Source organism: uncultured Ruminococcus sp. (assembly GCF_947301925.1).
In the GTDB taxonomy this organism is placed as follows: Bacteria; Bacillota; Clostridia; order Oscillospirales; family Ruminococcaceae; genus Ruminococcus.
In genome coordinates, this window is the sequence record NZ_CAMYUE010000002.1 from 339,210 (window position 1) to 353,482 (window position 14,273).

3 protein-coding genes and 1 pseudogene are annotated in these 14,273 nt (G+C 51.3%); all 4 read right to left on the reverse strand.

Features of this window, described 5'->3' with window-relative positions; genetic code table 11:
* Nucleotides 1-12: 12 nt before the first annotated feature.
* Nucleotides 13-7,239: a polymorphic toxin-type HINT domain-containing protein gene (locus tag Q0Y65_RS04930; RefSeq protein WP_297957826.1), complete on the reverse strand. Its 7,227-nt coding sequence runs from the start codon at nt 7,237-7,239 to the stop codon at nt 13-15.
* A gap of 393 nt (nt 7,240-7,632) precedes the next feature.
* Nucleotides 7,633-9,267: pseudogene (locus Q0Y65_RS15740) on the reverse strand (DNA mismatch repair protein MutS).
* A gap of 124 nt (nt 9,268-9,391) precedes the next feature.
* Nucleotides 9,392-12,757 carry a glycoside hydrolase family 97 catalytic domain-containing protein gene (locus tag Q0Y65_RS04940; RefSeq protein WP_297957828.1) on the reverse strand — a complete coding sequence of 1,122 codons (3,366 nt, stop codon included), beginning with the start codon at nt 12,755-12,757 and terminating at the stop codon, nt 9,392-9,394.
* 195 nt (nt 12,758-12,952) lie between these two features.
* Nucleotides 12,953-14,272, reverse strand: a complete 1,320-nt coding sequence (locus Q0Y65_RS04945) for a radical SAM protein (RefSeq protein WP_297957830.1) — start codon at nt 14,270-14,272, stop codon at nt 12,953-12,955.
* Nucleotide 14,273 lies beyond the last annotated feature (1 nt).

The window sequence follows — 14,273 nt, forward strand, 5'->3', positions numbered from 1 at the left end:
AGATCCACCTTATTATTCAGGATAAAGCTGACCTACTCGTCCTTTCTTTAATCCGAGCACATAATTTACTCCGTTTACATTTCCTTTGATCCGACCCATTTTCAGGCCTATCCTTGAAACCTCATCTGCATTGCTGAGCATCAGCCTGTTGGCTATGTCATCAATATCCGAGATCTTCAGCTTCTTGCTGAAGAAGCTCTGACTGCTTTTTACGCTTCCGTTCCAGAACTTCGGATGATGTCTTTCAAGGATATGCTTCATGCTCTTTTTATTCATGGTATAAGCATTCCCGCCTATATTCCATTTCTTTGTCTTATAATTGGAAAGAGCGTTTTTAAGCTTTTCGGGTTTAGCTACCCTTGGAAGCTTGTCAACAGGGCAGGTATTATGTACCAGAATGTATGAATCCGAAACATAATATGTATGGAAGTCAGCGACCTTGAGGTTGTATACGATGGTATACTGGTCAACGGGAAGCGGAACTATCTCAACGCTGTGGATAGCCTTAGCATTGCCGCATGAGTCGCGAAGCATATCTCCTGCCTCGAGGAACTCAGCCTTTGTCCAGCCCTGTCCCTCTACCCAGAAGGGGTGCTCCTTGGTAGTTTCGATGGTCTCGCCGTTGACATCTACATATACAAGAGTATCCTTCACATAGGTATATGTATCGAGGACTTCCTTATATGCCGTCTCGCCGGTTTCGGGATCTGAAGCAAGAACCATATCTCCGGGCCTGATTGTCTCGATAGCCTTGCCGCCAAAAATAGTTGCAACGGTAGTGCCTGCAACGAAGCAACCGCCTGTAATAGCACACTTTACCTTACCTAAAGCTGCGGGAGCCTTTGCCATTGCTACCTTGCCGATAGCGCCTTCCGCAATACCCACCGAAGCTCCGCCGAGAGCGTATGCCGTCTTATTGGCTATGCTCTGCCAGTCTCCGTTATGGATATCCTTGGCCAGGCTGATAGCAGAGTTGATCTTCTCCTTGACCATGCTCTTGACGCTGCCCACAGGATCGTTGACAAACGACTTGACTCCGCCTATGATGGACTTGGCTGTCTGAACAGGATGTCTTATGGCACTGATCTGCGAACCGAGAGTATCAACTACGCCCTGGCAATAGCTTGCGAATACCTGTCCCGCAGGACCGCTGTCCTTGAGGACGCCCATGCCTGTTTTCCAGTCATCGACTCTGTCCTTGCCCCACTGCTTGATAGCCTTTCCTGCCTTTGAAGCAGTTTTGCATATCTTCTTGCCTGCCGACTTCAGCGCACCCTTTATAGAGAAGTGTCCGCTGGGGTCAAAGTTGAGGACGGGGTTATTGTGACAGTAGGTATAGAGGTTGAGGCTGAGGGGATCCCCTGCCGAACCGCTGTAGCTGTCGCGGGTAAGGAATCTTCCGTTGTCGGGTGAATAGTATCTTGCTCTGAGGTAGACAGTATCAGACTCAGCGTCGTAGTACTCACCGCAGTACCTGAATACGTTGGTATCGCTCTCGTCGAGGTTCTTCTCAACGCCGAAAGCGTCGTATCTGTAGGTTCTGATGTTATTTGCGCTGCTGTCTGTTATGCTTACAACGTCACCGTGAGCATTCCTGCGGTAATAGCTGTAGTCTGTCTTTGTACCGCTGCCGAAGCTGTACTTTGCCGTGATGCCTGCACCGAAGAAATAGCAGTCGGCAAAGTAGGGGCCGTCCTCGCTGACATCTGCGATGATCTGCTGGTTGCCGTCCCATACATGAGCGATAGTCTGTCCGTTTACGGTCTTTGTTGATCTGAGACCGTCTGCATTGTAGGTATAGCTTGCGGTGTTCTCACCGTCTGTATAGCCTGTGAGCTGATCAAGAACGTCATATGTGAAGTTCTCGGTCTTCTCGTTCGATATCTTTGAGAGCTGATTGCCGTTGTTATCGTAGGTGTAAGCGGTAATATCCGTTACTTCCTCATCAGTCTCCTCGTTTACTCCTGTCTTTTTCTCGCTCTGGAGAAGTGCGGTATAATTGCCTGCGGCGTCATTGTAATTATAAACTGTATCGGAGTTTACCGTTCCTGTTGCAGCCATTCTTACACGGTTGCCGAAGTCGTCGTAGGTATAATCATACTTATCGACGAGAGCGCCGTTTTCAACCTTCTCCTCTGTGAGCTGGCCGAAACCGTTGTAGACGTAGGAAGTCTTTTCTATTATACCATTTTCAGATACTGTTTTGCAAGAGTCTGAACCGTCAAGATAATACTTGTATGTTGACGAAGCGATCTCATTCTCGCCGTTGAAGCTTCTGATATCAACAACAGCGTTTATGCAGTTATAGGCATACTCTGTCGTTATGCCGTTTGCAAGGCTCTCCTTGCTTCTGTTGCCGTTTGCGTCGTATTCAAATGAAACGATCTCGCTTCCCGACTCAGATACAGAGGAAACTCTCATCTCGTCATCGTATGTATACTCTGCATCGGAGTAGATGAGGAGGTGTCTCTGTCCTGTTACAGCTCTTGCAACGTAGTCGGAGATACCTGTGTAGAAGTATCCCTTGAAGTTGCCGTTGCCGTCTGTCTCGCTGACAACACGGCCCATCTTGTCGTACTCGTATACTGTAACAGCGTCTCCTACCTGAGAGAGGATATTCCTGCCAAGCTTATCGAAACGGTACTGTGTTACTACCGAATCGTCGGGATCGGATCCGTTTGTGGTCTCTGATCTTACAAGTCTGTCAAGAGCGTCGTAAGTATTTACAGTGATGTTTCCGTTGGGGTCTGTTGATCTGATAACATTGCCGTTGAGATCGTATTCTGTCGTGCCCGAGTTGTAGCCTGTGCTGTCGGTAGTTCTTACAGCTCTGAGGTACTCGTCGTACTCATACTCCGTAAGGAGGTAATCGGTGTCGTTCTCCGAGGAGAGACCTGTGTATCTCTTCTTCACGTTGCCTGCGTTATCGTAGGTATATCTTGTGATGTTCTCGGAATTGCTCTGAGGATCAACAAGCTTTACCTCGATAAGCTTGCCTGCTCCGTCGTACTTATTCTCGGTGATGAGGAACTTCTCGGTGTCGGAATCCTGCTCGCCTGCGGGATCGATAGTCTTTGTTACGTTGCCGTTCTTGTCGTACTGTACTTCCGATACGGCATATCTGATATTTCCGTCCTCATCTGTTGTGAAGGGGGTATAGGTCTTTGTAAGACCGCCGAGGAAGCCGTACTCATACTTTACGGTATTGCCGAGAGCGTCGGTCTCTCTTGCAAGTGAGCCGTCTGCATAGTAGCTGCTGGTTTTCTTTACCTTGCCGTTTACCGACTCGGAAACGGTATTTCCTCTGAAGTCCTGGAGAGTCTCGGATATGACCTGCTTTTCGGCAGTGATATATGCGTAGCTTCTCTCCCTGAGTCCGTGGAGACGTCTTGTGTAGCTCTCGTCAAGAGACGTATAGATATGGTAATCAGCGTCGGTGTACTCATACTCGTTCTTTGTGATGATCTGTCTGGGTGAGGAAGCGCCGTCCTTGAAATATGTGGCGGTCTCTCTCTGAAGAGCGTCGTACTCTGTGATGCTGATAGTGCCGTCGGGGTTGACGGTCTGTATAAGATTGCCGTAAACGTCATACTCGAAGTATGAAACATTGCCTGCGGCGTCCTTTATCATTGTGGGAAGGTTGCCGCGGTTGTAGGTATAGGTGGAGCCTGCGCTCCTGTCTGCTGCGTAATTGGGAGTAAACTCGGCTGTCTTTCTTCCGAGGGCGTCATACTCATATGCAGCGATGACAGGCTCTGTACCGGTACCGTAGCTGAGGATGCCGGTTACGTTGTTGAGCTGGTCATACTCGTACTCTGTCCTTGTGTATACGTCGTTTGCGATATCAACGTATTCCTTTATCTCCGAGGGCTGGAGGGCGTCGTTATAGGTGTAGGAGAGCTTGCCGAGGATATTTCCGCTGCTGTCCTTTGTGACAGTAGTCTCTGCAAGTCCCAGCGAATTATAGGTATACTCCGTAACATTGCCTTCGGGATCGGTGACAGCTCTGATAAGGCCAGCCACAGCAGCTCCCTGATCCTCGCTGTGCTCATAGTAATCGTATGTGGTGACAGCATAGCCGCTGAGATCAAATGTACTGAGATCGAAGCTGTCCGCTGCCATATCATACGCATTTGCAACAGGTGTGATGCTCCTGCTCTCCTTTATGACATTGACGCCCTTTGCGTCATACTCATAAATGGTTATGTCCTTTGCCTCGTCAATCTCAAGGACAGGCATATTCTTGTCGTTGTATCTTGTGAGGGTATAGGTGCCGTCGGGGTTGATGGTCTTGGTGATGTTTCCGTTGGAATCATACTCGTACTCAGTAACATTGCCCGAAACGTCCGTAGCCTTCTTTATCTCGTCGTACTTGTTCTTGCCCTCGGCGTTCTTGTAATACTCCGAGCGGTCAACGTACTCGACGCCGTCAACCACTGTGTGGTTTCCTACGATAGCGTAGTCCTCATCGTAATCGTATGTTACCTTCTTGAGGAGCCTGCTTCCGTCGTATTCCTCCATACCTGTCTGGCAGTTTTCCCTGTCGTATACGAATACCTGCTTGAGCCCCTGCTCGTTTACGGTATTGTCTACCCTGCCGTTGTCAACGTATGCAACTGTGAGGATCACCTCGTTGAAGCAGTTCACTATCCTGTTGAGCTTGCCGTTCTCGTCATAGTAGTATGACTCCCTGGCGCCCTTGACGTTGGAAGCTGACTTCAGCTGGTTCTTGTCGTTGTACTCGTAAACGACCTCCTTGTGAGCGGAGGGATCCTCCAGCTTTGTGATCCTTCTGTGGTCGCTGCTTCCGTTGTACCAGATGTAATACTCTCTGCCGATGGAGTCCGTGACTGTCCTCTTGTTGTTCTCAATATCGGAGATAGTCATTTTGTTGCCGTTGGGATCGAAGATCCCGTCCAGACGGCCGTCGGTATTGAAGTGGTATCTGCACTGTGCCGGGTTGGTCAGTGTGTACTCGTACTTTGTGCCGACCTGTACTTCCTCGAGAGTGCTGTGGGCGTTGATACACCTGAAGCTGTTTGCGCCAAGCTTCTCAAATGTGGTATTTGAGCCGTCGGGAAGAACTACCTGTATGTAGCTGCTGTAGGGAGTAGTCTCTATCCTGCTGACGTCGATGTTGAACTCCCAGCCTGTACCGAATGAGCCTTCCTCGGGATTTGTGGAGTTGTAGGAACGTATGAAGTCTGCGCCTACACCCGGAGCCGTGATGCTGTAATCCTCGAAGGACTTCTTGAAGTTTCCTGTAGCGGCATTTACGCCGTCGGGACCCTCCCATGCCTTGCGGTAAGCAGTGAGCTCGTCCTCGGATGTCCTGAACCAGGGTCTGAACCAGTAAAGGTCGGGTGAATAGCCGTAAGGGAAGATAACACCGAGGCCGTTGCCGTTCTCGTCAACATAGTCGAAGTTGAAGCGCCTGCCTGTGGAGGTGTTTCCTGCGTCATCTATGTATGTCTCCGTGTTTGCCCAGAGGACTGTCTGATGACCATTGGGATTGAAGAACTCGATGGAGTGTGTTCCCGAGGAGTAGATGGACTTGTCGCCCGAAGCCTCGTTTACGTTCCAGTTCTCGCCGTAGAAGTGGATCTTGCCCGCTGTCCACTTGCCCTCCATATCGGTATCTGTGATGTAAGTCCAGTTGCCGCATATGGTGAGGTCGTCGGCTGCATTTGTCATAAGGATAGTATCGCAGCAGTTAGCCTGTCCGAAGTCGAAGTTCTCGCCTACGAACACAGTACCGCCGTTGATATCCAGAGTCTGTCCCGGCTTTGTGTCCCAGCCGTCGGGAGAGGCCGTCCTGAATACCAGATTGCGACCTATCATGAGAGCGCCGCCGTTGACGTCAAGGCGTGCGCCCACGCCGCCTGTCCAGAACTGAGGCATATCCGTATTGAAGGACATATGCTCGTTCACGCAGAGGGTATGGCCGTTCATATCAAGGTCTGTGTCGTGAAGATTGAAGCTGTAGGGGAAGTATGCGCCTGCATCGACTCTCAGGTATTTTCTGAAAGCGCCGTCGCAGCCTGTATCTCCCGTATAGGCAGCCTCGAACCACGCAAGGTCGTCGGTGCCGATAACGCCGTCTGCGTTCTTGTCCATGTACTCGAAGTAATTATCCGAGCGCTTCGGAAGATTCGCATAGTATTCAAGGCTGTTCTGATCGTCGGAATCAACCGTTCCGTCATGGTTCAGGTCCAGATCGTACCACTGGAGGAGCTCTGCACCGCTTTCGCCGAAGATGAAATTCCAGTATGCCACACAGTCATCGTAGTTCACATCGCCGTCGCCGTTGAAGTCCCTTGCATTGGGAAGGCTGGTGATGACATTGTCAACGTACTTGTCGAAATCAGCCGCATCGTTTGTATTTATCATGCCGTCGCAGTTGAGATCGTATGAGGCCGCATTTGCAGGCACCTCTATGCTCTCGTCACCGAGCTCGATATAGTAGCTCTGCCAGTAGTCCAGCTCCTCCTGGGATACATCTCCGTCGCCGTCGCTGTCAAGGAAGGGATTGGAGTCTGTTGCGCCCTTTATTGCGCCGAGACAGCTCTCAACATACTCCGCGTCGTACTCGTTGAGCCAGTCGTCGCTCCACTGATTTCCGCAGTCGGGGTTATTGGTGGTATCGCCGGGAACAAGGGTCAGCGTATCATGGGAGCCCCCCGAACCCAGCGTAAATGTACCGAGGCCGAAATCCTTCAGATAGAAGGGCAGATAGCCGTCGCACTCGAACTTTACATGATATACGTCGGAATAGCCCTCCTCTATGGTGATCTCGTAGCTGTCGCCGTTATGAACGGTCTTATGTTTGAGCTCCTCCCAGCTGCCGTTGAATATACGGATAAAAATGGGCGGATCGTCTGCTCTGCCTGCTCCTGCCACCTCGCCGAGAGCAACGCTGCCCCTGATGGTAAGGGCGTGTGCGATATCATCGTAAGGATCTGCGGAGGCAGACTTTGCCTGTGCCTTCCTTGCGGACTTCACGGAATTCTTCGGACCTGCGGTCTCAAAATAATCCACTCCGCCCAGCTCCGAGGCCATCTGCTCAAACTCATCGGCAAGCTCCTTCTCGTTTTTCCACGCCTTTACCGCGTCGGCAGCATAGGCAACGGAATCGGGGTGAAGAGGTCCGATGGAACGGCCGTCGCCGAACACCAGAGCCTGACCCACGAACACCGATGACAGTGCCGCGGCGATCACACGATTGATGTTTTTACTCATTGGATCAAACCTTTCTGAATAATTCTCTGTGACTGTGCTGCGGAGCAGACCGCTCCTTCTGTGACAAAGGGCTGACAGGCAGCGTCCCCTGAACGCACACTCTGTTATATGCCCCGATCATGAGCCGCCCGACTCAGCGGCTTAACCGTTTCGCAGGGAGCCGGTACACTATGTCCGAGCAGTCACAAAGAAGATTCTATCATATCTGCCGCTCATTATCAAATGTTTATTTTTTATCCGTATATATTGAAAAAATATATATTTCACTTCCGCCTGTTTTTCGCAAAAAATGAAAAACGGTCATAATAACAGAGTGGAATCTTTTTGTAAAATCTGCCCACACGGGAAAACAAAAAGTGCCTGCCGTTTCCACAGCAGGCACAAAATGTTATATTATTGAAGCTCTGACATGGCGTCCGAGACTATCTTCTCGGGAAATCCCATGACGCTCAGCAGCCTTATGGCGTTGCTTGTACGGCTCATGCCGTCATGTATGGTATAGTCGAAGGATATCTCCCCGTCCTCAAGGGTCTCGCAGAAATGATGATTGTCGAACTCGCCGTCAAAGGCTCTTGCGATCTCCATATCGTGGGTGGCTATCATCAGCATACAGTTCCTTTCGGCGAAATACCGCAGCACAGCCTTGGAAGCTGCCACACGCTCGGTATTGTTGGTGCCCTTGAGTATCTCGTCAATGGCAAGGAACAGCAGCCTGCCCTCGTCCGAGAGCTCCACCATGCGCTTCAGATATTATATCTCCCTTATGTAGTAGCTCTCGCCAGACAGCAGATCGTCGCGGATAGCCATTGAGGTGATGACGCCGCAGCGCGGAACAGAGGCATACTCCGCCGTGCAGGTGCATATGGTCTGGGCAAGTATGAGGTTTATGGCCACCGCCTTTATGAAGGTGGACTTTCCCGAGGCGTTGGAACCCGTGATGATAACGCTGCGGCTCTGCATTAAGTCATTTGCAACGGGATCGGCAAGCATGGGGTGAAATACTCCTCTGAACTCCAGTACCCTGTCCTCTCTTATCTCAGGCACGCAGAACTGTGAAAGGCTCCTTCTGAACGAGGCAACGGCAATGGAGCAGTCTATGCCGCCCACATAGCGGAACACCTCAAGGTACTCCTTTGTCTTGTCAGCAAGCTCCGACACGCCTTTGTTATAAAGTATATACTTGATAAAGAGAGGCTCCGTAACATATGAAAGCAGAGACGAAAGCAGGTCATCGGAGCTTGTCATTGACCTCTCCATGTTCAGAAAGCTGATTATCCTTGCCGCCTTTTTCAGCTTTTTAAGCGGAGCGGCAATGCTCCCCGACATTTCCGGCAGCTTTTCACTTAGGGTGAAGGCTCCGTTTATGGTCACGCCGGTGCAGAAAAGGGTCTCCAGCTTGCCTGAATAGCTTATCTTCGTAAAGATACATATTACCAGATTTACAAGATATATCAGGATACAGAGCATCGCAAAGGCGGGACTTCTCAGTACGGCCGCAAGAGCTCCCGACAATATCAGCGCCGCAAGCAGAACAGGATAGATATGCCGCCGCGGCAGATATCTGTCCTTAATATCCTCCTCCGAGTTTATTGAGTAGTATGAGCTTATGGGCTTGCCGATACTGTAGAGTACACGCCTTACTTCATTGCGCTTCGCCTCATTGCCGTCAAAAAAGCTGATGGTCTCCTCACTTAGGGCAACATGGCTGCCAAGGGTATGGAGCGCGGAATAGAGGTACTGCTCCCCCGCAAAGCAGTCGGTGTGATCTGCGCGGAAGAATACCGATTTCATGTCAAGGTCTTCCCATGTGATGTCGTCCACAAGTTCGCTGTCGCTGTAGTTCTCTTTTTCCTTCTCGTAGAAAAGGGCTATGCTGTCGAGCCTGTCGAGAACGTCGTTTTTCACTCTTTCCGCGTCTCCGAATGAATGACGGATATAGAAGTCCACCGCCTGTCTGCTGCGGACAGTGCGTATGATAATGAACATTACGATACATACTGCGATCCCTGCTATTATGAATGGTGCCATGTTTTTCCTCCCATATTGTAATATCAATATTATATCATATCACGGCAGTATTATCAAGCGGCCGCAGAGACAAAAAAGCTCCGTATACGGAGGGGTATACCGTACACGGAGCAGCACTTTTATATTATGCAATAAGCATTCTGCGTATGCGGATAAGATCGTATATGTCCACGATCCCGTCCTTGTTAAGGTCAGCGGCAGCAGCCTGCTGCTTGCTGAAAAACTCTGACTTCAGCAGATACTTCTGCATCAGTACAAGATCAGCGACGTTGAATTTTCCGTCCAGATTTATGTCGCCTTCTGTCTCCTCGAAGGGGATAGCAACTGCTATGCGGTCTATGGAGGGGCCGTAGCTGCTGTTATTGTAGAGCTTTACCGTATTCTTTCCCTCTTTCAGGGTAACTGTGGTATCCACAGCCGCAATGCCCGACCAGTCGTTCCTGTTGGCGTAAAGCCCGTCGAGAGTAACGGCTTTTGAACCGTTCACGTCCACGCTCAGGCTTCTTCTCTCGCCCGAAACGTAGTATATCCTCAGCTTATACTCTCCTGCCCTGTCCACAGTGACGTTGTCGAAGGTGACATAGTTGTCGGCTCCTCCGCCTACATAGCCTACATAGGCGCTGCCGGAGCTGTACTTGCCGTCCTTGCCGGAGGTCACGGAAGCCTTTCCCGAAAGCTTTGCGTTCTCTGCCTCATAGAACCTGAAATTGCTGTAGGGAGTTGTCAGCTTCATGCCATTCTTTGTGATCTTCATGGCAAAGCCGCCGTTTGCAAGGAGCTTTCTGTCTATAACGCTGTCCCTGGTAAGATCCTCGAGGACAGTCACTTCAATTCTGCTTCCGTCGGCGTTATCGCCGAATATATATGCGGTATAGGTATCGTCGTCGCTTATGAGCTGCGAGAGCTTTACGCTCACCGTTCTTGCCGAGAGGGTGGAAGCTCCGACATACCAGTCGTTACCGTTTCTGCGTGCTGTAACATTGAACTGCATGGGATAGCCGTCAAGTACCTTCATATCGTCCCATGCCACGGGTACATCATTGAGGAAGGGCAATGCCTCGTTGCCCTGATAGGTGTACACCGAGTGTGCAAAGTGCTGTATGCCCGATTCTATGGTGACGGTATCGGCAAGGGCAAAGCCTGCGGTGGCCTTAACTCCGTATATGGGTATGCCCGTGGGAGTAAAATCAGCCGAGCCTGTCACGTTTCTTGTAAAGGTATAGGATACTCTGTTCGCCAGCGACGGACTTGTGCCCCACTTGTAGTATTCCGTACCGTTCACTGCCTCATATGAAACGATATTGGGGTAAGTCCTGCTCTCTCCGCGTGGAATGGTACAGCCGTGGAAAAGCACCATAAGGTGATTTTCGGCAGCTATCTTCGCACAGAGGTTCATCTGCTTCATGGTCTGCTGGGTGTCGCTCTCGTAGTAGTCCACCTTGACGCCGCTTACGCCCAGCTCTCTTATGCGCCTGAACTCGCGGACGATGGTCTCCTCGTCCAGCAGCGAATAATAGGGATATGCAGGATGTCCCGCACTGTCCTTATAGCCCGAATGGCCTGTATTGTTAACGCCGTACCAGAGGTAGATGCCTATATCCCTTGCGGCAGCGTATTCGCAGAGCTCCTTCACCTTTGCGGCGCTGTCGTCCCACAGTGCCCAGCCGAAGTCGAGACATACGAAGTCCCAGCCGTTTTCGGCAGCAAAGTCGATATAATCCTTCTGTGTGTGGTACTCAACGGGAGAATCTCCGCCGCTGCTCCACCATGACCATGCGGTCTTGCCGGGCTTTATCCAGCTTGTGTCCTCAATTACCGAGGGCGGATTAAGATTGAGTATCAGGTCGCTGGAGGCCATCTGATCCAGTGAATCGCCTATAACCACAGCTCTCCAGGGTGTGTGGAAGGCGCTTCCCATAGATATGGAGCTTACCTTCACGCCGCCCTTGTAGCGCAGGCGGTGATAGTTGCCCACAAATTGCAGGGCGCCTGCACAGTAGGGTGTGTCCTCGTTGAACACGCTTGCCTCCGTGACAGTGACCCAGAACCTGTCGTTGATAACGCCTGTATAAGGGCAGGAATATGTGGAGCTCGTCTCGTTGGAGCGGTCTTTTGGCAGCTCCACCATGTCCCATTCGTATGTGTTGTTGGGCCAGTTGCCCCAGAATCTGCTCTTATCGGGGAACATCACCTGGCTGGTCTCTTCCTTTATGGTGGCACCGTGATCGAGGGCGTATCTGAAGCCCATGCCGTCATCGTATATCCTGAAGTAAACCGTAAGAGTGGAATTGCCTTTCTTCAGCGGGAACGAAAGCTCGTTGCAGTGATCGCGTATGATCCTGTGCTTGCCGTATGGCATAGAGTAGGTCTCGTCATGCTCCGTGGTCACAGCTGCGGGAGCCGTCTGCGAAAAGCCCGACGAAAGATCCTCGGCAGTAGTGACAAGTCCCAGCTTTGAAGGCTCGATGACAGTGCTCCATGAGCCCTGACTCTGCTTCTGCACCGAATAGTAATAGCTTCCCCTTGCGTCCGTCCAGAACTTTGCTGTCAGCGAACCGTCGGGAGAAGAGGTCTCCAGCTCGGGAACGCTGCTGAGAGGAGTTCCGTCGGGAGCAGTGTTGTTCTCCTGCACAGGGGCAGGGTCGCCCTCCCTGACAGTGTCCTCCTCGAAGGTGTAGAGATAAAGCGGATCATCGGGAAGCGCCGCAGCCTGCGCCGCTGTAAGCGCATAGCCGTAAAACGCCACATCATCCACACGGGCGTTTATATCATGATCCGAATACACGGAATGTCCTATGGAATTGTATGTGTAGGAGGGCAGCACGCCCTCGCCGAAAAGGCTGCTCATGGTGTCGGCAAGGTTCTCGTTTTCCCCTGTTGACAGTAGCTTGCCGTCCATGTAGAAATCTGCGCTGTCAGCGGAATATACCGCCGTCAGCTCATGCCATTTGCCGCTGTCACGGGCAGTATTCAGGTCGAATATGGCCCTGTGCCTGCCGTCGTTCTCCGTAGTGGCGCCGTTTCCTGCAAATATGCTGGCGCGGTAGGACTTCCCGTCCTTCAGATCCACCGAGATATCGGGGGAAGAATAGCTTGGCGCCGAGCCTGCTCCGAAGGGTACGGGCGAGAACTGGAAAAGTCTCGTGTAGTCCTCTGCTCCGCTGCCGAGGCAGAACTTCATGGAAAAGCTGAAGCCCTTGTCACAGCCGCTTTCAAACATTGCAGGCAGCTGGAGCCAGCCTCCGCCGAAGCTTCCGCCGCTGAGGGCGAGAACATCAGAGCCGAGGGTGCTGTCATGTATCACCGCGGCTCCCGTGCCTCTGATGACCGCGTCCCTATCTGTCTTTCCCTGACTGGACACCAGAGCGTTTGAATAGTTTTGCAGTGCCGCATCTGCGGTCAGCTGCGTGACGGCGGCGGGGGCGGACTGCAAAAACACGCAAAGCGCCGCAGCCACACCCGTAGTCCGTCTGATCAAGTGATCCCTCATTCAATAACCTCCTTCTAAAAGTTTTTGGATTCCCGTTCTATATTTATCTATTTTTTACAATTATACATGATTGTTCCACAAAGTTCAACCCACCTGATAAAGAACAGGTGGATATTTTACCGAAAAAATACAATTATTGCTATTTCAGTCAAAAATTGCGCCGCAGAAACTGTTTTTCAGTCCCTGCGGCGTATCTTATACTATATTCGGTACTATGCCGTGCTTTATATGCTTCCTGTAGAACAGGTTCACTCCGAAGTAGAACAGCGCCGTAAACGGCCGTCTGAAGAAGTTGGCGGTGAATATGGTGCGTTTCAGTATGCACCTGTAGGAGTACACCCTGTTGTACAGCTCCCAGTAGGCCTTTGTAAGCTCCTCGGGAGTCATATTCTTCGGGTAGTGTACCGCCTCGCAGGAGTTATAGGAATACATATCCGTGTTGTATATCCTGTTCTGCTCCTTCATCTCGTCATAGAACTGGGTGCCGGGAATGGGGGTAAGGATATAGAAACGCGGAACGGTAATATGATTGCGCTCCACAAAATCCGCGGTAGCCCTTATGGATTCGAGGGTGTCCCCCTCTGCTCCCACCACCATTTCCGTGGATATGTCTATGCCGTGCTTTCTTATTATTTTAAGCTGCTCGCTGTACCTGTCGGGGTGAGCCCATGCCTTCTGCATACCCACAAGGCTTTCGCGGCTTATGCTCTCCAGCCCGAAGCTCAGCACATAGCAGCCGCTGTCGGCAACGGCGGTCAGCAGCTCCTCGTCCCCGGATATATCTATGGAGCACTGGGTCATCCACTTCATTTTCAGCTTCTTTATCTCGCCGCATAGCTCCAGAGCGTAGTCGCGGTTGGAGAAAAGGTTGTCGTCCAGCAGCAGGAACTGCCTGAAGCCCAGCTCCTTTACCCGCTTTATGTCCCTTATGACGTCGGGGATGCTCCGTTTCAGATACTGACCGTGATACAGGCAGTATATGGAGCAGAAGCTACAGGTCTTGGGGCAGCCCCGTCCCGCCTGAACAGGCAGGAAATTGCCTATTTTCTTGTTCAGTATCAGCTCATACCGCGGCAGGGGCGTCTCCAGCTTTGTCAGCTTTTTCCTGTAGGTCTTTTTCAGTGTGCCGTCAAGGTAGTCCCTGAGCATTTCGCCCCAGGTCTCCTCGGAGTCGCCTATCATGACCGCGTCGCAGTATTTCTGCGCCTCCTCGGGCATGAGGGACACCATATATCCTCCCAGTATGACGGTCTTGCCCAGCTCGCGGAACCGCTTTGCGATATCTATGGTGCGCATTACCGCGTGTCCCATGCTGCTTATGCCAACAAGCTCGGCGTCGGTATCGAAGGGCACGTCCTCGATGGTCTCGTAGCACAGCTCCACCTCGAAATCATCGGGAGTCAGAGCTGCCAGCAGAGGCAGGGCAAGTCCCACGAAATACAGTCTTTTCTTCTTGACCAGCTTTCCGTACTGGTCGTAGGGCGTAGGCTGTATCAAAAGTATTTTCTTCTTCATA